At 60.7% G+C, this 21,198-nt stretch carries 19 protein-coding genes; 6 read left to right on the top strand and 13 right to left on the bottom strand.

Features of this window, described 5'->3' with window-relative positions; genetic code table 11:
* The first annotated feature begins 47 nt into the window (after positions 1–47).
* Positions 48–971, top strand: a complete 924-nt coding sequence (locus ACP7A2_RS08165; protein WP_426133826.1) for a Csu type fimbrial protein — start codon at positions 48–50, stop codon at positions 969–971.
* Here ACP7A2_RS08165 and ACP7A2_RS08170 read toward each other — a convergent pair.
* On the bottom strand, positions 968–1,705 hold the full coding sequence (locus ACP7A2_RS08170; RefSeq protein WP_426133808.1) for an anti-sigma factor family protein: 738 nt from the start codon (positions 1,703–1,705) through the stop codon (positions 968–970). The two genes, ACP7A2_RS08165 and ACP7A2_RS08170, sit on opposite strands and share 4 nt — an antisense overlap.
* Positions 1,702–2,208 (bottom strand): sigma-70 family RNA polymerase sigma factor, encoded by a 507-nt coding sequence (locus ACP7A2_RS08175; protein WP_348057101.1) that lies wholly within the window; start codon positions 2,206–2,208, stop codon positions 1,702–1,704. Before ACP7A2_RS08175 ends, ACP7A2_RS08170 begins: the two co-directional genes overlap by 4 nt.
* A gap of 169 nt (positions 2,209–2,377) precedes the next feature.
* Between ACP7A2_RS08175 and ACP7A2_RS08180 the strand changes: the two genes are divergently transcribed.
* Positions 2,378–3,460 (top strand): catalase family peroxidase, encoded by a 1,083-nt coding sequence (locus tag ACP7A2_RS08180; protein WP_426133809.1) that lies wholly within the window; start codon positions 2,378–2,380, stop codon positions 3,458–3,460.
* Positions 3,457–3,996 carry a cytochrome b gene (locus ACP7A2_RS08185; protein ID WP_426133810.1) on the top strand — a complete coding sequence of 180 codons (540 nt, stop codon included), beginning with the start codon at positions 3,457–3,459 and terminating at the stop codon, positions 3,994–3,996. The genes ACP7A2_RS08180 and ACP7A2_RS08185 overlap by 4 nt, the downstream gene beginning before the upstream one ends.
* A 65-nt stretch (positions 3,997–4,061) precedes the next feature.
* Here the strand turns inward: ACP7A2_RS08185 and ACP7A2_RS08190 are convergent, their stop codons facing one another.
* Both ACP7A2_RS08190 and ACP7A2_RS08195 read right to left on the bottom strand, forming a co-directional pair.
* Complete coding sequence (locus tag ACP7A2_RS08190) at positions 4,062–5,213, bottom strand: M14 family metallopeptidase (RefSeq protein ID WP_426133811.1); 1,152 nt, start codon at positions 5,211–5,213, stop codon at positions 4,062–4,064.
* A gap of 464 nt (positions 5,214–5,677) precedes the next feature.
* Positions 5,678–6,031 carry a DUF6124 family protein gene (locus ACP7A2_RS08195; protein WP_426133812.1) on the bottom strand — a complete coding sequence of 118 codons (354 nt, stop codon included), beginning with the start codon at positions 6,029–6,031 and terminating at the stop codon, positions 5,678–5,680.
* Between the two features lie 131 nt (positions 6,032–6,162).
* On the opposite strand from ACP7A2_RS08195, the gene ACP7A2_RS08200 reads away from it, so the two are divergent.
* Positions 6,163–6,798, top strand: a complete 636-nt coding sequence (locus tag ACP7A2_RS08200; protein ID WP_426133813.1) for a LexA family protein — start codon at positions 6,163–6,165, stop codon at positions 6,796–6,798.
* Here the strand turns inward: ACP7A2_RS08200 and ACP7A2_RS08205 are convergent.
* The 4 genes from ACP7A2_RS08205 to ACP7A2_RS08220 are packed head-to-tail and all read right to left on the bottom strand — an operon-like array spanning position 6,795 to position 12,323.
* Positions 6,795–8,723, bottom strand: coding sequence for an acetyl/propionyl/methylcrotonyl-CoA carboxylase subunit alpha (locus ACP7A2_RS08205; protein ID WP_426133814.1), 1,929 nt, complete (start codon positions 8,721–8,723; stop codon positions 6,795–6,797). The two genes, ACP7A2_RS08200 and ACP7A2_RS08205, sit on opposite strands and share 4 nt — an antisense overlap.
* Positions 8,720–9,526 (bottom strand): gamma-carboxygeranoyl-CoA hydratase, encoded by an 807-nt coding sequence (locus tag ACP7A2_RS08210; protein ID WP_375066664.1) that lies wholly within the window; start codon positions 9,524–9,526, stop codon positions 8,720–8,722. Before ACP7A2_RS08210 ends, ACP7A2_RS08205 begins: the two co-directional genes overlap by 4 nt.
* A 14-nt stretch (positions 9,527–9,540) precedes the next feature.
* Positions 9,541–11,148, bottom strand: coding sequence for a carboxyl transferase domain-containing protein (locus ACP7A2_RS08215; RefSeq protein WP_426133815.1), 1,608 nt, complete (start codon positions 11,146–11,148; stop codon positions 9,541–9,543).
* An 11-nt stretch (positions 11,149–11,159) separates the two neighbouring features.
* Positions 11,160–12,323, bottom strand: a complete 1,164-nt coding sequence (locus ACP7A2_RS08220; protein WP_348057087.1) for an isovaleryl-CoA dehydrogenase — start codon at positions 12,321–12,323, stop codon at positions 11,160–11,162.
* A 164-nt stretch (positions 12,324–12,487) separates the two neighbouring features.
* Here ACP7A2_RS08220 and ACP7A2_RS08225 point away from each other — a divergent pair, with 164 nt between their 5' ends.
* The gene (locus ACP7A2_RS08225; protein ID WP_426133816.1) at positions 12,488–14,149 is read left to right on the top strand and encodes an AMP-binding protein; all 1,662 of its coding nucleotides are present in this window, start codon (positions 12,488–12,490) and stop codon (positions 14,147–14,149) included.
* 553 nt (positions 14,150–14,702) lie between these two features.
* Here ACP7A2_RS08225 and ACP7A2_RS08230 read toward each other — a convergent pair.
* The 3 genes from ACP7A2_RS08230 to ACP7A2_RS08240 form a co-directional block, all read right to left on the bottom strand.
* Positions 14,703–15,602: a hydroxymethylglutaryl-CoA lyase gene (locus ACP7A2_RS08230; protein ID WP_426133817.1), complete on the bottom strand. Its 900-nt coding sequence runs from the start codon at positions 15,600–15,602 to the stop codon at positions 14,703–14,705.
* 16 nt (positions 15,603–15,618) lie between these two features.
* A complete protein-coding gene (locus ACP7A2_RS08235; protein WP_426133818.1) occupies positions 15,619–16,011 on the bottom strand; it encodes a MerR family transcriptional regulator in 393 nt (130 codons plus the stop codon).
* 328 nt (positions 16,012–16,339) lie between these two features.
* Positions 16,340–17,275, bottom strand: coding sequence for a LysR family transcriptional regulator (locus tag ACP7A2_RS08240; RefSeq protein ID WP_017136514.1), 936 nt, complete (start codon positions 17,273–17,275; stop codon positions 16,340–16,342).
* A gap of 151 nt (positions 17,276–17,426) precedes the next feature.
* On the opposite strand from ACP7A2_RS08240, the gene ACP7A2_RS08245 reads away from it, so the two are divergent.
* Positions 17,427–18,656: an acyl-CoA dehydrogenase gene (locus tag ACP7A2_RS08245; RefSeq protein WP_426133819.1), complete on the top strand. Its 1,230-nt coding sequence runs from the start codon at positions 17,427–17,429 to the stop codon at positions 18,654–18,656.
* A 121-nt stretch (positions 18,657–18,777) separates the two neighbouring features.
* Here ACP7A2_RS08245 and ACP7A2_RS08250 read toward each other — a convergent pair whose 3' ends face one another.
* A complete protein-coding gene (locus ACP7A2_RS08250; protein ID WP_426133820.1) occupies positions 18,778–20,109 on the bottom strand; it encodes a substrate-binding domain-containing protein in 1,332 nt (443 codons plus the stop codon).
* 98 nt (positions 20,110–20,207) lie between these two features.
* Complete coding sequence (xthA, locus tag ACP7A2_RS08255) at positions 20,208–21,020, bottom strand: exodeoxyribonuclease III (protein WP_426133821.1); 813 nt, start codon at positions 21,018–21,020, stop codon at positions 20,208–20,210.
* Positions 21,021–21,198 lie beyond the last annotated feature (178 nt).

The following is a 21,198-nucleotide window of genomic DNA, read 5'->3' on the forward strand; positions in this document are numbered from 1 at the left end:
GCAAAGGATTGCTGTATCTCGTGGGGCTGCTGTTTTCGGGCCAGGCCATGGCGCTTTGCTCGGTGGTCACGACGTCGCCGGCCAGTTTTGGCTCGATCAGTTCGATGACGGTACGCACCGCTGCGCAGGCCAGTTCGACCACCAACGCAGGGTTGCGCTGCACCGCCACATTGATTTCGCTGCTGGTGTCCAGTGACCACTTTTACGCCACGGTGACCGGCTCGCCCCAAGGCGGAATGGTCGGCCCGACGGGGGATGTGATCGGTTACACGCTGTACGCAAACAACACCACCAGTTACCCGATCACGCGCAACACGCAGTTTGATTTCGGCTCAGCCAGCGGCATCGCTCAAATTATCGGGCTGGTGTCCGGGCCGGGAGCGAAAACCCTGCCGCTGTATTTGAGCAGTATCACCGGCAGTAACGTGGCGGCGGGCCTGTACACCGAAACGTTGAGCATTGCCTGGAACTGGAACTACTGCTCCGGGATTGGTATCGGTGGCATCTGCGCAGGACGTGATATCGGCTCAGGCACGTCGTCGTTGACGGTCAGCATGACCGTTACCAACGATTGCCAGATCACCGCGCCGAATATCAGCTTTGGCAGCGCGCCGGTGGTGAGCGGCTTTACCCCTGTCACCGGCCAGACCATCAACATCAGTTGCACCAAGGGCAGCGCCTACAGCGTGGGGTTGAGCGATGGCCAGAACCCGGTCAGCGTGGGCGGGCGCAGGCGCATGATCTCGGGCACTAATTATTTGGCCTACGACATTTTCAAAAGTGCCGGTACCACGCGCTGGGGCAGCGTGGGCGCAGCGCGACGTGCCAGCAGCACCGCCGAGGTCAACCCCGGCAACGGCCTGGGCATCGGCAGCCAGGTGTTCAACTACAACGCCAAAATCTACACCGACCAGACCACGCCGCCAGGCGGTACCTACCTGGACAACGTGGTGCTGGATGTGGGGTTTTAGAACTTCAGCATCTGCGTGGTCGGCTGGCCCACCGGGCTGACCACTGCATAGTTGTAGCCAGCGCCGGACCAGTACTCGGCCTGCAAGCCGTCGGCACTGCGCCGACCACGGGGCAGGAAGCCGTTTTCCGGGCCCGGTGGGCGGATGTAGAAACTGATGCGCCGACCTTGCGGGTCTTCGTACAAGACCATGGCAGCGGCGCCTTGCTCAGTGGTGAGCAGGCGCCCGCTCACCGGTTTGAAGCCCGACTGGCTCAGGTCTGGCAGGCGATGCGCCTGATTGAAATAGCGGTCCAGCCAGGCTTGCATGGTGCCGCCATTTTGCACGTTGTAATCGGCAGGCATGATGCCGTCCTGGGCAAACAGACGGAACGCTTGCATGGCATCGGCCATCGGCAGCATCGGCGCCTGGGTGACCTCGCGGGCATGCCAGCCGCCGATACCACCGAGGCTGACGGCGATCAGCAGTACGGCTGCCGTGGCGAAGTGGCGACGTGATTGATGCTTGATGCGCTGGCGAATCAGCGCCGGGTCGAGGTTGGGGTTGGCCGGTTGTTGCAGGGCGCCGCTCAATGACGCGCGCAAAAGGTGCGCATCCTGTTGCCATGCCTGCACCTGGGCGGCGGTATCGGGGTGGGCGGCCAACCAGGTTTCAAGCACGCGACGATCACTCTCCAGCAGTTGGTGGTCGACGTAGGCATGCAAATCGCGTTCGCTGGGGGGAAGGCTGATCATTTGAGTATCCGCAGGGAAGGGCTGGTAATTTCGCCATCGCTGAGTTGACGCAAGGCTTGGCGCGCACGGGAGAGGCGCGACATCACGGTGCCGATGGGCACGTCGAGGATTTCTGCGACTTCTTTGTAGCTCAAGCCTTCAACCGACACCCACAGCAGCAGCGCACGCTGCTCGGTATTGAGTTGATCGAAGGCTTGCAGGGCCGATTGGGCCATCACGGTGCGTTCGACCGAGGGTTGTGCGTCGTCACGGCCGGTGAAAAATTCGAGCATGCGTGCATAGCGCCGGCTGCGACGGTGGGCGTCGAGAAACTGCCGATAAAGGATCGAGAATAGCCAGGCGCGCAGGTCGCCTTCGATGCGTTTGTCGGCCCAGCTGATGATCGCCCGTTCCAGGGTCGACTGCACCAAATCGTCGGCGCTGCTGGCGTTACGGGTCAGGGACACGGCAAAGCGCCGCAACCTGGGGATGAGTTCACGTAACTGTTCGTCGAGTTCATGCATGGTCGGCTGACTGTTCACTACGCTGGGACTAGAGAGACGTCTGGCGTTGAAGGTTATTCCTTTTCCTGAAAAATAAACGCAAGGGCCTGGAATAGAGCTGATCGGCGTTCGTCTTAATCTTCCGACCTTATGTTTCACCCCCTAAGGCCTCTGGCCCTGGAGTCACTTGATGGTAGATCACTCATCACCGCCCCGTTCTCCGTTGAGCACTGCGAGCCTGATCGCGCGCCTCGCCGGGATTGGTGCCGTGGTTGCGGTTGTTGCCGGGGCATTTGCCTACGTCAACGGCACGCTCGACCCACAACGCCTGCGCCCCAAAACCCTGGTCAATGCCCTGGAAACCAGTAACGGCATACACCCTGGGTTTCGCCGCAACCACGCCAAGGGTGTGTGCGTGGCCGGCTACTTCGAGAGTAGCCCCGAGGCGCGTGCGTACTCCAGCGCCCAAGTATTCAGCGAGGCGAAAACCCCGGTGATCGGTCGCTTTGCCTTGCCCAGCGGCAACCCTTACGCGCCGGACAGCAGTGTGCCGATCCGCAGTCTGGCCCTGCAATTCAGCCAGGCCAACGGCCAGCAGTGGCGCACGGGCATGAACAGCATGCCGGTATTCCCGGTAGGCACCCCCGAAGCGTTCTACCAACTGCTCAAGGCCGGCGCGCCAGACCCGGCCACCGGCAAGCCGAACCCGGCGAACATGCCGGCGTTTTTTGCCTCCCATCCGGAGGCGGCGCCGTTCCTGGCCTGGGTCAAAACCGCCAAGCCGTCGGCCAGCTATGCGACGGAGACCTACAACGGCATCAACGCGTTTTTCCTGGTGGGTGCTGACGGCAAGCGCCAGGCCGTGCGGTGGGGCGTGGTCCCGCAGAGCCAGGACGCAGCGGGTGACACCGCGCCGTCCGGCAACGACTTTCTCGAAAAAGATTTGCTGCAGCGCCTGACCGCAGGCCCGCTGCGTTGGCAGATGAACATGACCCTGGCCAACCCCGGCGACCCGCTGGACGACGCCAGCAAGCCCTGGACCGGTGAGCACAAGGTGCTGAACGCGGGCACCCTGGTGTTGCAAAGCGGCCAGCCGCAAGCGAACGGCGATTGCCGCGATATCAACTTTGACCCGTTGATTCTGCCGGGTGGCATCGAAGCTTCAAACGACCCGTTGCTGGCCGCGCGCTCGGCCGCCTATGCCAGTTCGTACGTGCGTCGCGCGGGTGAAGTCAGCCCACTGCACAGTGCCCCTCAGGAGTCGAAGCCATGAATGCTCAACCTCGGTTTTTCGCTCCTTTGGCGCGGCTGCTGCACTGGCTGATGGCGCTGATGATCATCGCCATGCTGTTTATCGGTGCGGGCATGGCGGCATCGGTTTCGGAGCGGCATGAATGGTTGATTCACCTGCACAAGCCACTGGGCATCGCGATTCTGGCGTTGGTGATCGTGCGGCTGATCGTGCGCTTTTCCACGCGGCAACCGCCGTTACCCGCCGATTTGCCACTTTGGCAAGCGTTGGCGGCCAAGGCTTCGCATGTGCTGCTCTACGCGCTGATGCTGGTGCTGCCACTGCTGGGCTGGGCGATGATCTCAGCGGCCGGTGATCCGGTGATGCTCAGCAGTACGGTGCAATTGCCGGCGCTGGTGGGGGCGAATGCGCCGTTGTTTGCGGTGTTACGCAAGGCCCATGGTTATCTCGCCTATCTGCTGTTCCTGACAGTGCTGATGCACCTGGCGGCGGCGTTGTTCCATGGGCTGATTCGGCGGGACGGTGTGCTGCAGAGCATGGCTGGCACCAAGGACTGAGCCCGGTTTTGTGGTGAGCGAGCAAGCTCGCTCACCACAGGGGCTGCGCCTGGCTGGAGGTGGAGTCAGCGCAGGAATGTGACGATATCCGCCACGCTGCTCAATACGTCCTTGCCCAACTGCATCGAACGTTTGCCTGACCATCCGGTGTGAGGGTTGGGCGCGTCGTCGTTGTCTTTAAAAGGCATCTCCAGTGTCAACGACAGGCAGTCATACTTTTCTCCAACGGCGTTGCAGGCTTTGGTCATGATTGCCTCACCCGGCAAATCGCGGGGGTAGCCGTAGGTGGTCTGGAAGTCGCGGGTCAGGGCGCTCAAATGGCCGCGGAAGTGTTTTTCCAGCGCCTCGATACGGGGGGTGTAGCCCGGGTTGCCTTCACGGCCTGCGGTGAACACGTAGGGGATTTCTTCGTCACCGTGGATATCGAGAAACAGGTCGACGCCATACGTGTCCATCTGCTGTTGAGCGAACAGCACTTCAGGGCTGATTTCCTCGCTGGCGCTCTGCCAGGCACGGTTAAGGTCCTGGCCCATGGCGTTGGTGCGCAGGTGGCCGTGGAAAGCACCGTCGGGGTTCATGTTGGGTATCAGGTAGAGGTCAGCAACGGACAACAGTTTTTTCAGCTGCGCGTCACCGTCCTGTTGCAGGCGCTCGATGATGCCCTCCATAAACCATTCGGCCATGTGCTCGCCGGGGTGTTGCTGGGCGATGATCCACACCTTGCGCTGGCCTTCGGCGCCTTTGCCGCGACGCAGCAATTGGATATCACGGCCCTCGGCGCTTTTGCCGATGGCGAGCAATTCGGCGCCGGCGCGGTGAATGGCTTGCTCGATCAGCCAGTCGTGACGCTCACGGCTGTAAGGTTCGAAGTAGGCGAACCAGGCGTGTTTTTCGCGGGTTTGCAGGCTGATGTGCAGTGTCTCGCCATCAAAGCGCGTGGGCACGCGGAACCAGTTGATATGGTCGTAGGATGCCACGGCGTTATAGCCGCTCCAGGCGTTTTTATAGGACGACTGGCTCGCGTTGCTCAGGCGGAAGCTGTGGGTGTGGCCCACGTGCATGCCTTCGGCCTTGAAGTGAAACCATTGGAAGTGTGGGCTGCGGGTATCGGGTTTGATTGCCAGCAGCAATTGGTAGGCATCACTGGCATCCAGGACCTGGATGTTGCCGCTGTCGAAGTCGGTGCTGATCTTGATGGAGGTCAAGGCCACGGTCATAGTCTGGTTGCCTGAATATGAGTGTTGTGGCGGTTATCTTACACAGGAGTCAGGCAAAATCTTGATGCAAAAATGTTGCACGGGGAAGGGGGCGTCGTCCTTGACGCGACGGCAGCTTAGAATCTATGCGATTGATTCTCAAGCGCTAATTCGCAAAGATCCGGGCTAGAGCGTTGGTTCGGCTTTCTTTTGGAGATGGTCATTTGCTACCATGCGCGCCATCGAGCAACACACAGTCTTCATTAGCCTGAAGCCAAGCCAGGAACACTGGCAAAAAAAAGACCCGGCCAAAGAGCCGGGTCAAAAACCGTGATTAGCCTGATGAGGAGATATTCCAAGAGTCCGACCTAAGGTCTCTTGGTCTATCGACTGATCTCGCGATCAGCTGAGTCCAATAATAATCATTATCATTTGCAAGTCAAATGTTTTTATCTGTGAGATAGAAATATTTTTCGTTGTGCCTGCTATGCGTTTGCCTGATGTGTGGCTGGCGCCTGCAACGAACGCTCCACCATCGCTTTCGCCATATCAATCAAATACACCACTGAGAACGCCAGGTCACGCTGATTGCCTTTATGGTTGCTCGCCGACTCGTACGCGGTGGCGGCTGCACTGCGCAACAGGTCCGAGGCGTGGATCAAGGCGTCTTCATGGCTGATGCCGGGCTTGATATCGAAAAAACAGTCGTCCGGCACTGGCGCTGACACATCTTCTTTCAAGTAATAATCCAGCGCGCGTCTGGCAGCACCGCTGCTGCGCATGCCGTGGAGTTCATCGTTATCAGCTGTTTCGTTAAGGAGACACGGGCTCATCGTCATAAGGGTCGGTACTCTGGTGGGGTGTCGAAAACCATAGAACCGATGATAGTACGTATCGTATTTATGTCCTTTTATGGATTACTACAAACTGTTTATTGCCCTGAAAAGTACGCAACGTATTGTCAGGCCCCATGGATAACTGGATAGCGTTGGTGAGAGCCAACATGAAAGACCGCAAGGTCACGCAAGACAAACTGGCCGAGCGCCTGGGCATGTCCCAGGGCGGGGTGGGCCATTGGCTGAACAAGCGCCGTGTGCCGAGCCTGGCCGACATGAACCGGGTACTCGCTGAGTTGGGTCTGGGTTACCTGGAAGTCACCCTGCAGATCCGCGAGCGGGCTGAGGAGGCACCTGCGCCGCAACAACACTACAACCCGTATTTCCGCTACCCGGTCAGCGACTGGAAAGGCGTGTGCGAAATACGCGAAGAACGCCCCGCCTACGGTGCTGCGCGGTTTGAGTTAACCGATTACCACGCCCGGGGCGAAGCCTTCTGGCTGCCCGTGACGGGGGACGCCATGACCGCGCCCAGCGGCCTTAGCATCGGCGCAGGCATGATGATTCTGGTAGACCCGGCCATCGACGCCGAACCCGGCAAACTGGTGATCGCTCAATGGGCCGACAGTCCTCACGCGACCTTTCGCCAATTGATGGAAGAGAGCGGCCAGCGCTACCTGGTGCCGCTCAATCCAACGTTTCCCAAACTGTTGTTCACCGACGACTGCCGAATCCTCGGCGTCGTGGTGCAAGCCACGGCGAAGTTTTAGTCCGCCGCTTCAAGCTCGACCAGCGCACTGCCTTCGGCAACCATTTCGCCTTCCTGGCAAAACAGCGCTTTAACGACCCCGGCGTGCGGCGCGCGGATGCTGTGCTCCATCTTCATCGCCTCCAGCACCACCAATTGCGTGCCGGCTTCGACCGCTTGACCCACCTCCACCAACACCCTGACGATGCTGCCGTTCATGGGCGCCGTGAGGCCGCCTTGATGGGAGCCGTTGGCTTCGACCGCCGCAATCGGGTCAAACAGGCTGACGGCGTGCACTTCGCCGTCCCAGCGCAGATACACCGCGCCTTCGCTGCGCACGGCGAGATGGGCACGCCGTACGCCGTGTGTTTCGATCACCAACTGTTCGCCCTGCCAGTGTGCAGCGCCGCCGTCCAGCGTCACCAATCGGTGCTGCCCGGCGCAGCTCAGGTGCAGCGAAACCTGGGCAGGCAACCCCGCGCGAAAACCTCGCGTATCCGCCCATGGCCCTTCACCGGCCGGCAAACTCTGCATAAATGCCGAGCCCGCCGCCTGCCAGAATTCATCGCTCAACTCCCCGGCGACTGGCAACAGCTCATCCTGATAGCGCGGAATAAAACCGGTATCCAATTCAGCCGCCGCAAACGCCGGGTGCCCGATGATCCTGCGCAAAAAGCCCAGGTTGGTCTTGAGCCCGCCCACCGCAAATTCATCCAGCATGCTCAGCAAGCGCAGGCGCGCCTGTTCACGGTCCTCGCCCCACGCAATCAACTTGCCGAGCATGGGGTCATAGAACGGCGAAACCACGTCGCCTTGCTCCACACCACTGTCCACGCGACGGCCTGGGCCGGGTGCCGATTGCCGGTACAGCGCCAAGTGCCCGGTGGCGGGCAGGAAATCATTCGCGGGGTCTTCGGCATACAGACGCACTTCAATCGCATGCCCAATCAGCGGCACTTGTTCCTGAGTGATCGGCAGCGCCTCACCTTGCGCGACACGAATCTGCCAGGCCACCAGGTCGAGGCCGGTAATCGCCTCGGTCACCGGATGCTCCACCTGTAGCCGTGTGTTCATTTCCATAAAGAAAAATTCGCCACGCGCGTCCAGCAAAAACTCCACCGTCCCCGCGCCTACATACCCGATGGCCTGGGCCGCTCGCACGGCAGCTTCGCCCATGGCCTTGCGCTGCTCAACGCTCAAACCGGGCGCGGGTGCTTCTTCCACGACTTTCTGATGACGCCGCTGAATCGAGCAATCGCGCTCATTCAGGTAGAGGCAATGGCCATGCTGATCGGCAAATACCTGGATCTCCACATGGCGCGGCTTGAGCAGGTATTTCTCCACCAGCATCTGCCCATTGCCGAACGACGACAGCGCCTCACGCTGGGCCGAGGCCAGGGCTTCGGCCAGTTGGCTGACGTCTTCGACCACCTTCATGCCCTTGCCGCCGCCACCGGCCGTGGCTTTCAGTAACACCGGGTAGCCAATACGCTCGCAGGCGGCGCGGAAGGTTTCCAGGTCCTGAGCTTCGCCGTGATAGCCCGGCACCAGCGGTACGCCGGCGATTTCCATCAACGACTTGGCGGCCGATTTGCTGCCCATGGCGTCGATCGCCGAGGCGGGCGGGCCGAGGAAGATCAACCCTGCGGCTTCAATGGCACGGGCAAAGCCTGCGTTTTCCGACAGGAAACCATACCCCGGGTGGATCGCCTGGGCGCCGCTGGCCTGGGCGGCTGCGATGATTTTGTCGATTTGCAGGTAACTCTCAGTGGCTTTGCTGCCACCCAAATCCACCCGAATATCCGCCTCGCGGCTATGCCGTGCATCGCGGTCGGTAGCGCTGTGCACGGCCACAGTGGTCAGGCCCATGGCCTTGGCCGTGCGCATCACCCGACAGGCGATTTCGCCGCGGTTGGCCACCAGCACGGTGGTCAAATGTGTGCTCATGAACGTGGCTCCTGGGCTTGCCAGCTGGACGGGCGTTTTTGCAGGAAAGCGCGCAAACCTTCCTGGCCCTCGGGGCTCACGCGAATTCGGGCGATGGCATTTTCGCAATAGCGGCGCAGGGCCGGGGTGAGGGCGCCGTTGCCGACTTCGCGCAGCAAGTCTTTGCTTGAACGCATCGCCGCCGGGCTGTTTTGCAGCAGGTTGGCGACCCACAGTTCCACCTGTAGATCCAGTTCGGTAGCCGGATAACTCTCTGCCAGCAAACCGATTTCCCGCGCACGCTGGCCGCCAAAACGTTCGGCGGTCAGGGCATAACGGCGAGCCGCACGTTCGCCGATGGCCTTGACCACAAACGGGCTGATTACCGCCGGCGCCAGGCCAATGCGCACTTCCGACAAGCAGAACTGCGCGTCATCGGCGCCAATCGCCATGTCGCAGCAACTGATCAAGCCCAACGCGCCGCCGTAGGCTGCGCCTTGCACCACGGCCAGGGTCGGAATCTTCAGTTTGGCCAGGTTGTACATCAGCTCGGCCAGCTCGCGGGCGTCGTCCAGGTTGGTGTGATAGTCGAGTTCGGCTGACTGCTGCATCCAGGCCAGATCGGCCCCGGCGCTGAAGTGTTTGCCGCGCCCGCGCAGTACCAGAAAACGCAGCGAGGCATCGCCCTGTACGTGGTCGAGGGCGATGATCAGTTCACGGATCATCTGGGCGTTGAACGCGTTGTTCTTGGCTTCACGACTGAGCCACAGGGTGGCAAAACCACGGCTGTCGGTGATCAGTTCGAGGGTGTTGAAATCGCTCATGGGTAGGGCTCCATTTACATGCGGAACACGCCGAAGCGGCTCGGCTCGATGGGGGCATTCAGCGAAGCGGACAAGGCCAGGGCCAGCACGTCGCGGGTCTGTTGTGGGTCAATCACACCGTCGTCCCACAAGCGCGCGCTGGAATAGTAGGGGTGGCCCTGGGTTTCGTACTGATCGAGGATCGGTTGCTTGATCGCGGTTTCTTCCTCGTCGCTGAAGCCGACGCCCGCGCGCTCAGCCTGCTCGCGCTTGACCTGCACCAGCACGCCTGCGGCCTGTTCGGCGCCCATCACACCGATGCGCGCGTTCGGCCACATCCACAAAAAACGCGGGTCATAGGCGCGCCCGCACATGCCGTAATTACCGGCACCAAAGCTGCCGCCGATGATCACGGTGAATTTCGGCACCTTGGCGCAGGCTACTGCGGTCACCAGTTTGGCGCCGTGCTTGGCGATGCCGCCGGCTTCGTACTTCTGGCCGACCATAAAGCCGGTGATGTTCTGCAGGAACAGCAGGGGAATCCCGCGCTGGCAGGCCAGCTCGATAAAGTGCGCGCCTTTCTGCGCGGCCTCGGCGAACAAAATGCCGTTGTTGCCCAGGATCGCAATCGGGTAGCCGTGCAAGTGCGCAAACCCACACACCAGCGTGGTGCCAAACAGCGCCTTGAACTCATCGAACACCGAACCGTCCACCAGTCGCGCGATCACTTCGCGCACATCAAACGGCTGCTTGGCATCGGCCGGGATCACCCCGTAAAGCTCCTCACTGCCGTACAGCGGCGCCACGGGCGTGCGTTGCAGCAACTCACCGCGTTTGCGCCAATTGAGGTTGGCCACACTGCGCCGGGCCAGGGCCAGGGCGTGTTCGTCGCTGTCGGCATAGTGGTCGGCCACGCCGGAGATCTTGCAGTGCACGTCGGCACCGCCGAGGTCTTCGGCGCTGACCACTTCGCCGGTCGCGGCTTTCACCAGAGGCGGCCCGGCGAGAAAGATGGTCGCTTGCTCGCGCACCATGATCGCCTCGTCCGCCATGGCCGGCACATAGGCGCCACCGGCGGTGCACGAGCCCATCACCACGGCAATCTGAGGAATGCCCTGGGCGCTCATGTTGGCCTGGTTGAAGAAGATCCGCCCAAAGTGCTCGCGGTCCGGGAACACCTCATCCTGACGCGGCAGGTTGGCGCCGCCGGAGTCCACCAGGTAGATGCACGGCAGGCGGTTCTGCTCGGCGATGGTCTGGGCGCGCAGGTGTTTTTTCACCGTGAGCGGGTAATAGGAACCGCCTTTCACCGTAGCGTCGTTGGCGACGATCATGCATTCGACGCCCTCCACACGGCCGATCCCGGCAATCACACCGGCAGCGGGCACGTCTTCGCCGTACACCTGATAAGCCGCCAATTGGCTGAGTTCAAGAAACGCCGAGCCCGGGTCGAGCAGGCGGTTGATGCGCTCGCGGGGCAGCAGTTTGCCGCGCGAGGTGTGGCGCTCCTGGGCTTTCGTGCCGCCGCCTTGGGCCACATGGGCGAGCAGCGTGTGCAGGGCGTCGACCTGCTGGCGCATGGCCGCGCTGTTGGCGGCAAACTCCGCCGAGCGCGGGTTGAGTTGGGTGTGCAAGGTGGCCATGGCGCGCTCCTTCAGCGGGTTTCGTTGAAGAGTTCGCGACCGATCAGCATCCGGCGAATCTCACTGGTACCGGCGCCAATTTCATACAGCTTGGCATCACGCAGCAGGCGCCCGGCGGGGAATTCGTTGATGTAGCCGTTGCCGCCGAGAATCTGGATGGCGTCGAGGGCCATTTGTGTGGCGCGTTCGGCGCTGTAAAGAATCACCCCGGCCGCGTCCTTGCGCGTGGTTTCGCCACGCTCGCAGGCCTGGGCCACCGCATACAGGTAGGCGCGGCTGGCATTGAGTTGGGTGTACATGTCGGCGACTTTGCCCTGGATCAGCTGAAATTCGCCGATGCTCTGGCCGAACTGTTTACGGTCGTGGATGTAGGGCACGATGAGGTCCATACAGGCCTGCATGATGCCGGTCGGGCCGCCGGAGAGCACCACGCGCTCGTAATCGAGGCCGCTCATCAGCACTTTCACGCCGCCGTTGAGCAGGCCGAGGATGTTTTCTTCGGGCACTTCAACGTCATCGAAAAACAGCTCGCAGGTGTTGGAGCCGCGCATGCCCAGCTTGTCGAACTTGTTGCTGCGGCTGAAGCCTTTCCAGTCGCGCTCGACGATAAACGCGGTGATGCCGTGGGCGCCTTTTTCCAGGTCAGTCTTGGCGTAAATCACATAGGTGCTGGCGTCAGGACCGTTGGTGATCCAGGTTTTGCTGCCGTTGAGCACGTAGCAATCGCCGCGCTTGTCGGCGCGCAGTTTCATCGACACCACGTCGGAACCGGCATTCGGTTCGCTCATGGCCAGGGCGCCGACATGCTCACCGCTGATCAGCTTCGGCAGGTACTTGAGTTTCTGTTCGTGGCTGCCGTTGCGGTTGATCTGGTTCACACAAAGGTTGGAGTGAGCGCCGTAGGACAACGCCACTGACGCCGAACCGCGGCTGATTTCTTCCATCGCCACCACATGGGCCAGATAGCCCAGACCCGCGCCGCCGTATTCTTCCGGCACGGTGATGCCGAGCAGGCCCATGTCACCGAACTTGCGCCACAGGTCGGCGGGGAACAGGTTGTCGATGTCGATTTGTGCCGCGCGCGGGGCAATTTCCTTGGCCACGAAGTGCTGCACCTGGTCGCGCAGCATGTCGATGGTTTCGCCGAGGGCGAAGTTCAGGGACGGGTAACTCATGGACAGGCACCTTAATGTGAGCTTTTGTTTTTGTGTGGACGGCGCCGGAGGAGGGCGCTCACCTTTACGTTAACGTAAGCTTGCGTTGCGAAGCTGTCAATCGTAGTTTACGTTTACGTCAAGCAACCGCCGTCCACCTTACAAAAAAGACAAAAGGGGTCGTTATGGATCAACCGAATCAGAGCTACAGCCGTGGCTCTCAGGACAAGACCTTGCTGGCCATGACCATTGGCCAAGCCTTCGATAAAACCGTCGCGCAAGTCCCGGATGGCGAGGCCCTGGTGGTGCGCCATCAGCACCTTCGCTACACCTGGCGGCAACTGGCCGAGGCCGTTGACCTGCACGCCCGTGCGTTTATGGCCCTTGGGATGCAAACCGGTGACCGCCTGGGTATCTGGGCACCCAACTGCGCCGAATGGTGTATCAGCCAGATCGCCAGCGCCAAGCTCGGGGTGATTCTGGTCAACATCAACCCGGCCTATCGCAGCAGCGAGCTGGAATACGTGCTCAAGCAATCGGGTTGCCAATGGCTGGTGTGTGCCGGGTCATTCAAGACCTCGGACTACCACGCCATGTTGCAGGAGCTGAAGCCCGACCTGCGTGCCATCATCAGCCTCGACCCCAGCCCGCCAGCCGGATTCTTGCCCTGGTCGGAACTCGCGGCTCTCGGTGCAGGCGTCCCGCCCGAGCAATTGCACCGCCGCGAAACCAGCCTGCATTTCGATCAAGCCGTCAATATTCAGTACACCTCCGGCACCACCGGCTTCCCCAAGGGCGCCACTCTCAGTCACCACAACATCCTCAACAACGGTTACATGGTCGGCGAAAGCCTGGGCCTCACCGCGCAGGATCGGCTAGTGATTCCAGTGCCGCTCTACCACTGTTTTGGCATGGTGATGGGCAATCTGGGGTGCATTACCCACGGCACCACCATGATTTATCCGAATGACGGTTTCGACCCGCTGCTGACCCTCACCGCCGTCGCCGAAGAGCGCGCCACCGGCCTGTACGGCGTACCGACCATGTTTATCGCGATGCTTGATCACCCGCGTCGCGGCGAGTTCGACCTCGCCACCCTGCGCACCGGCATCATGGCCGGTGCCACGTGCCCCATCGAAGTGATGCGCCGGGTCATCAGCGAGTTGCACATGGGCGAAGTGCAGATCGCCTATGGCATGACCGAAACCAGCCCGGTGTCACTGCAGACCGGCGCGGATGACGACCTTGACCGCCGCGTCACCACCGTCGGGCGCACCCAGCCGCAGCTGGAAAACAAGATCGTCGATACCGACGGCAATACCGTGGCGCGAGGTGAAATCGGCGAGTTGTGCACACGTGGCTACAGCGTAATGCTCGGCTACTGGAACAACCCCGAAGGCACCCGCGACGCCATCGACGACGCTGGCTGGATGCACACCGGCGACTTGGCGACCATGGATGCGCACGGCTACGTGTGCATTGCCGGGCGCAACAAGGACATGATTATTCGTGGCGGCGAGAACGTGTACCCGCGTGAACTCGAGGAGTTTTTCTTCACTCACCCGGCGGTGGCGGATGTGCAGATCATTGGCATTCCGGACGCGCGTTATGGCGAAGAGATCGTCGCCTGGGTCAAATTTCACCCGGGGCATGTGGCGAATGAGCTGGACCTGCAAACCTGGTGCAAGGGCCGCATTGCGCACTTCAAGACGCCCAAGCATTTCAAATTTGTGGAAGAGTTTCCGATGACGGTGACGGGCAAGATTCAGAAATTTCGCATGCGCGAGATTTCGATCGAAGAGCTGCGAACCCAATCCGACCGACAACACCAGGCCCCCGAAGTTTGAACAGCTGAGTGTCAGGCAGAAAGCACAAAGGGGACCCGAGGGTCCCCTTTAATGTGTCGTTGCGTGCTCTTTTTTTATTATTGAGGGGCGGTCTATTGTTGTTTTTGGCAACCGTTACCCTTTACCGCTGTTTTTGGCGACCCCCATGCGGGGTCAAGAGCAAACGTATTTTTTTGAACGCTGATCTGCAACTTCGTTAACGATCCAACCCGTGGTAGCTACCTGAGGTAGTTTTATTTTTCTCTAACCGGTTGCGGGTTTCGGCACGCCGTACCCTGCGAAGCACATCTTCTTCAAAAAAATCTGTTAGCTGCGTCTCTGCCGTGTTGTTTTTGTTATGTCAGAGTCGTTTCGTCTTATTTTTATTAGGCTTGGTGCTTTTTATTCTTGTTATGCAATAGAGATAGCAGAAGCCGTGCCAACTTTTTAAATACCTTTAAAATCAATGATTTGTATTTTTAGCGCGTCACGGCCTTCAGCAAATTCGACAAAATATGTTCCCGTGTTACTCGAAACGTAAGCGTGCGGTAACACATTGTCACAGCCGCGCTACTCACACCGCGTTACGCGCTTTGGCAACACGTGATCCGGTCGGGCGGCCGAGCACCTGGCTGATTTGCTGGCCCGCGCGAATCAAGGCGTCCAGGTCGATACCCGTGTCGATCCCCAGGCCGTTCAACAGGTACAGCACATCTTCGGTGGCGACGTTACCGCTGGCGCCCTTGGCGTAAGGGCAGCCGCCGAGGCCCGCAATAGAGCTGTCGAACACGTTGATACCTTCGAGCAGGCTGGCGTAGATATTGGCGATCGCTTGCCCATACGTGTCATGGAAATGACCGGCCAACTTTGCCCGTGGTACCTGCGCCCCAACCACCTCAAACAACCGTCGCGTGGCGCCCGGCGTGCCGGTGCCAATGGTGTCGCCCAGGGAAACCTCGTAGCAGCCCATGCCATACAGTTCGCGCGCGACGGCGGCGACTTGTTCCGGCGCAATCTCACCTTCGTAAGGGCAACCCAACACACACGACACATAGCCGCGCACGCTGATGCCGTGTTGCTTGGCCGCCGCCATGATCGGCGCAAAACGCTCCAGGCTTTCGCTGATGGAGCAGTTGATATTGCGCCGGGAAAACGCCTCGGACGCCGCCGCGAACACCGCCACTTCCTTCACCCCGGCCGCCAGCGCATCTTCAAAACCGCGCAGGTTGGGGGCCAGTGCGCCGTAGGTCACGCCGGGCTTGCGCTGAATCTGCGCAAACACCTCAGCGGAACCGGCCATTTGCGGCACCCATTTGGGCGAGACAAAGCTGCCCACTTCGATATAACTCAAGCCCGCAGCGCTCAAGGCGTCCACCAACTGCACCTTGTCAGCCACGCTGATAGGTTGGGCTTCGTTTTGCAAACCGTCGCGCGGGCCGACTTCCACCAGGCGTACGTGTGAGGGGAGGGACATGGCAGTTACCTTCTGATTAATCGCCAACCTGGCTCATGGTGTGGGCGAGGGCCTGGGCGCATCGCTCTTCGGCGGTGTCCAGTTCGAGTTTCATCTGTTCGATGTCCAGCAACTGCTGCTCAAGCTGCGCACGGCGCTCGGTGATTTTCGCCAGCATGCTGTTGAGCTGGATGTGGTTGCCACTGGTGGGGTCGTAGAGTTCGATCAGCTCGCGGCACTCGGCCAGGGAAAAACCGATGCGCTTGCCGCGCAATATCAGCTTGAGGCTGACCTTGTCCCGCGCCGAGTAGATGCGCTCCTGGCCCCGACGCTCCGGGGCCAGCAGGCCTTGTTCTTCATAAAAGCGTATGGCGCGGGTGGTGATATCGAGCTCGCGGGCGAGGTCGGAAATGCTGTAGGTCGTGCTCATGGGGGCGCTCAAGAAGGTCTTGGCGCTAAGCTAATGGCAGGTTGACGTGAACGTCAAGCTCACGGCCGGATTTGAGGGTAGATGGCTTGTTGTCGCAAGACGGCTGGCGAGCAGGCTTGTTGTGTGAGAAGGCTTGTCGTGGCGAGCGGGCTTGCCCCGCGTTGGGCTGCGCAGCAGCCCCAATAAACACAACCCATTTTTCCAGACAAAAACGCGGAGCCTGGTTTTGGGGCCGCTACGCAGCCCAACGCGGGGCAAGCCCGCTCGCCACAACAAGCCCGCTCGCCACGCAAATCCGTCTCGCCACAGAGGGCCCGCTCACCACAGCTCAGGCCTGTTTGCCGTCCAGCTTCTTCTCGTGCGCCGTTACCTGTTGGCATAACTCAATCATCTGCTCACGCATCCAGCGGTTCGCGGGGTCTTGATCGGTGCTTTCGTGCCAGTACAAATGGGTTTCCACCGGCGGCACGTCGTTGACCGGCAGGTTGAACCAGTGCAGTTCATGACGGCGGGCGAAGCGCTCGGGCACGGTCATCACCATGTCGGTCTGTTGCAACACTTGCGACGCCATCAGGTAATGCTGGGAACGCAGGGCGATCTTGCGCTGAATGCCCATCTTGCCCAGCGCCAGGTCGACATGGCCCAGGCCATTGCGGCGGCTGGAGATATGGATATGGGTCAGCGACAGGTAGTCATCCAGGGTGAACTTGTCCTTGCCCGCCATCGGGTGGCCCTTGCGCATGGCGCACACGTAGCGGTCTTCCATCAGCTTGACGTGGCGCACCTGCGGGTCGGTGTTGAGCGGCGCGTCCACGGCAAAATCCAGGCGCCCGGCGGCGAGTTCCTTGGTGGTTTCACGGCGTTTGGACAGGAAACTCTCGATCACCACCGTCGGCGCCAGGCGGCGCAGGCGCTGGAACAGCAGCGGCAAAATCACCGCCTCGGTGAGGTCGGTCATGCTGATGCGGTAGGTCTTGGCGGCCTGTTGCGGGTTGAAAATCCGGCTTTCCTGCACCGACACGCGCAGCAGCGACAAGGCGTTGCGCACCGGGCCAATGATGTTCTGCGCCATGGGCGTGGGCACCATGCCCTGGGCGGTACGCACGAACAGCGGGTCGTTGAAGGTTTCGCGCAGGCGCGCCAGGGCATTCGACACGGCGGGCTGGGTGATGCCGACGATCTGCCCGGCGCGGGTCAAGTTGGCTTCGGTATAGATCGCGTCAAAGACGATGAAGAGGTTGAGGTCGACCTTGCTCAGATTCATTTCGTTGCGCTCTTATTGTTAGGTGCCCATGCGCCGATCATATATCGGTGATGAATGTTAATACACGCCGAGAATAGGCTAGGTAAATGGTTAACGCTGTTCTAGCATCGATTGCATGACCTAAACAACCTCTCAAAGAAGGGAGCTGCTCATGGATTTCGCCTACTCGCCCAAGGTTCAGCAACTGCGTGAACGCGTCACCGCGTTCATGGACGCTTACGTTTACCCGGCCGAGCCGGTGTTTGAACGCCAGGTCAACGAAGGTGATCGCTGGCAGCCCACCGCTATCATGGAGGAGCTTAAAGCCCGCGCCAAAGCCGAGGGCCTGTGGAACCTGTTCCTGCCGGAATCCGAGCTGGGCGCCGGCCTGACCAACCTCGAATACGCGCCGCTGGCCGAAATCATGGGGCGCTCCTTGCTCGGCCCTGAACCGTTCAACTGCTCCGCCCCCGACACCGGCAATATGGAAGTGCTGGTGCGCTACGCCAACGAAGAACAGAAACAACGCTGGCTCGAACCGCTGCTGCGCGGCGAGATCCGCTCGGCGTTCGCCATGACCGAGCCGGACGTGGCGTCATCAGACGCCACCAACATGGCCGCCCGCGCCGAGCGCCAGGGCGACGAGTGGGTGATCAACGGTAAAAAGTGGTGGACCTCCGGCGCCTGCGACCCGCGCTGCAAGATCCTGATCTTCATGGGCCTGAGCAACCCGGACGCACCGCGCCACCAGCAACACTCGATGATTCTGGTGCCGGTGGACACCCTCGGCGTAAAAATCGTGCGCCCGTTGCCGGTGTTCGGCTACGACGACGCGCCTCACGGCCACGCCGAAGTGCTGTTCGACAACGTACGCGTACCCTACGAAAACGTCCTGCTCGGCGAAGGCCGTGGCTTTGAAATCGCTCAAGGGCGCCTCGGCCCAGGCCGGATTCACCACTGCATGCGCTCGGTCGGCATGGCCGAACGGGCATTGGAACTGATGTGCAAACGCGCCGTCAGCCGTACCGCGTTCGGCAAACCGTTGGCCCGCTTGGGCGGCAATATCGACAAGATCGCCGACTCGCGGATGGAAATCGACATGGCGCGCCTGCTGACCCTGAAAGCGGCGTACATGATGGACACCGTGGGTAACAAAGTCGCAAAAAGCGAAATCGCCCAGATCAAGGTCGTGGCGCCAAACGTGGCATTGAAGGTGATTGACCGCGCAATCCAGATGCACGGCGGCGCGGGGGTTTCCAACGATTTCCCGCTGGCCTACATGTACGCCATGCAACGCACCCTGCGCCTGGCCGACGGCCCGGACGAAGTGCACCGCGCGGCGATCGGCAAGTTTGAGATCGGCAAGTATGTGCCTAAAGAGCTGCTGCGCAGCGGGCAGTAAAATCGCATCGCGGGCAAGCCCGGCTCCCACACTCGACCGAGTTCCAGCATGAAAATGCGCTCAAATGTGGGAGCGGGCTTGCCCGCGATAAGGCCAGTATGAACAACACACATCCTTGAACTCAGTACACCCAAACCTCCACCCGCCGATTCTTGATCCGCCCCTCATCTGCCGTATTTGCCGCCACCGGCATCTGCGCGCCGAACCCGCGAATGTCCCTCAGCACCACGCCGCTCTTGACCAGCTCCCGACGCACCGCCATCGCCCGCAACTTCGAGAGCAACGCCGCCCGCTGCGGGTCATTCTTGGCATCGCCAAACCCCACCAGCGTCACCTGCTTATCGAGCTTGTCATGGCTTCTCAAGTACGCCACCACCCGCTGTAAATCCAGGCGTGCCTTGTTGTCCAGGCTGGCGCTGCCTTCTTCGAAACGAAAATTCACCGTCAAGCGCTGCGCGTCACGAGCGATGGCTTGATAGTCCTCCGGCATTGACGCACGCGGCTCCACGCCTATCGCTTGCACCTGCTGCGCAATGAAGCCGTTCGCCGCCACAATCGCCTGGCCCTTGCTGCTTTGGGTAAAGTCAACCAGCGCCTTGGCCCATGGATCGCGGCTCGACGGTGGCAGGTAAAAGAACAGCCGGCGCGACAGCGGGTAGTCCTCGGTGGCAATCAGGCTGTTCAACGGCAACATCGGTTGCGAGTCGCCGTCGACAATCGCCACGGCCTTGGCCTGGCGTACATAGGGCAGTCCGATAAAGCCGATGCCTTGGGGGTCGTGGCTGACGGCATCGGACAATGCCTCGCTGGATTCGAATCGCTTGGCGGAGGCAGTGAGAGGCTTGCCCCGCAGGCGCAGCACCAATTCCTTGAAGGTGTCGTAGGTGCCGGACTGATCATCCCGCGCATACAGATGAATGGTGCCGCCGACGCCGCCCAATTGCTCCCAGGTGCTGACTTCGCCGTTGAAAATCTGCGCCAATTGCTCGGTGTTCAGCGTGTCCAGCGGGTTGAGTGGGTTAAGAATGATCGCCAGGCCGTCGATGGCGATCACCTGTTCGGCTTCGGGGCTTTTCAGGTCGCCCAGCGCTTCAAGATCGACCAGTTCGCTGTCCTTGATCAGCCGTGATGAAGCCGCCAGGTCAGCCGTGGATTTTTTCAGCGCGGCAAACCCTGTGCTCGAACCGTGGGCCGCCACTTCGATGGTCACGGTCTTGCCCTGGCGGGTTTTGCCAACCACCCGTTGCTCGTTCGTGCCGTGAGCCGGTTCGCTGTACACACCTTGCAGGCCCTGGTGCTCCATCAAGCCTTTGACCAAGGCTGGCCCTAACGCCGCGCCAATGGTGTTTGAGCCCTGGATGCGCAATGCCGGGCCTTGCTCGGGAATGGGTAGGGGAGCGCAAACAGCGTAGAAGGGAATCAGGGTCAGCAGGAACAGAACGCGCAGCCTCATGCCGGCACCTTCTCAAGCCAAAGGGAGTGCCGGGAGATTAAGTCAGTTGCATGTCAGTAGTGTGACTGCCCCACATTTTTTCCTCATCAGCTGTGAGATCAGCTCAGCTCCAGCCAGATCGGCGCATGGTCCGAAGGCTTTTCCAGCCCACGCAATTCGTAATCCACACCGGCATCCTTGACCCGCGACACCAACCCGTTGGACGTCAGAATCACATCAATGCGCAACCCACGCTTGGGCTCATCTTCAAACCCGCGGCTGCGGTAGTCGAACCAACTGAAGCGGTCGGCCACTGCCGGGTTCAAGTGCCGGAAGCTGTCCACCAACCCCCAGTTCTTCAACCGCGCCATCCACTCGCGCTCCTCCGGCAGGAAGCTGCACTTGCCGGTCTTCAACCAACGCTTGGCATTGTCGGCGCCAATGCCAATGTCGATGTCTTCCGGCGAAATGTTGATGTCGCCCATCACCACCAGCGCCTGATCGTTGCTGAACTGGCTTTCGAGCAGGTGCTGCAAATCTTCGTAAAAACGTTTCTTGGCCGGGAATTTGGTCGGGTGGTCGCGGCTTTCACCCTGAGGGAAGTAGCCGTTCATGATGGTGACGGGGTTGCCGTTTTCATCCGCGAAGGCGCCCCAGATAAAGCGGCGCTGGGCGTCTTCTTCGTCGCTGGCAAAACCTTTGTGCAGGCTCAGCGCCGGCTTGCGCGAGAGCAGGGCCACACCGTAGTGACCTTTTTGGCCGTGGTAGTAAACGTGGTAGCCCAAGGCCTCTACGTCGGCCAGCGGGAACTGGTCGTCGTGGACCTTGGTTTCCTGCAGGCCGATCACATCCGGCTGGTGTTTTTCGATCAGCGCCGCCAGCTGATGAGGGCGGGCGCGCAGCCCGTTGATATTGAAGGAGACGATTTTCATGGTCGGCAGTCCAGTTTGGCAAAAGGGCGATGCTAGCCGACATGTCAGGCGGGGGCCAGCGTGGCGGTAGACGAGATGCGCTGCTAATGTCTGGGAACGACGGGGGCCGCGTGGGTTCGTAGCTATAAGCTCGTATATAAAGAACGCCCTCTTTGAGTGGCGTCCAAGGAGATTCACC

Source organism: Pseudomonas sp. PWP3-1b2 (assembly GCF_049896045.1).
Lineage (GTDB): Bacteria > Pseudomonadota > Gammaproteobacteria > Pseudomonadales > Pseudomonadaceae > Aquipseudomonas > Aquipseudomonas antarctica_B.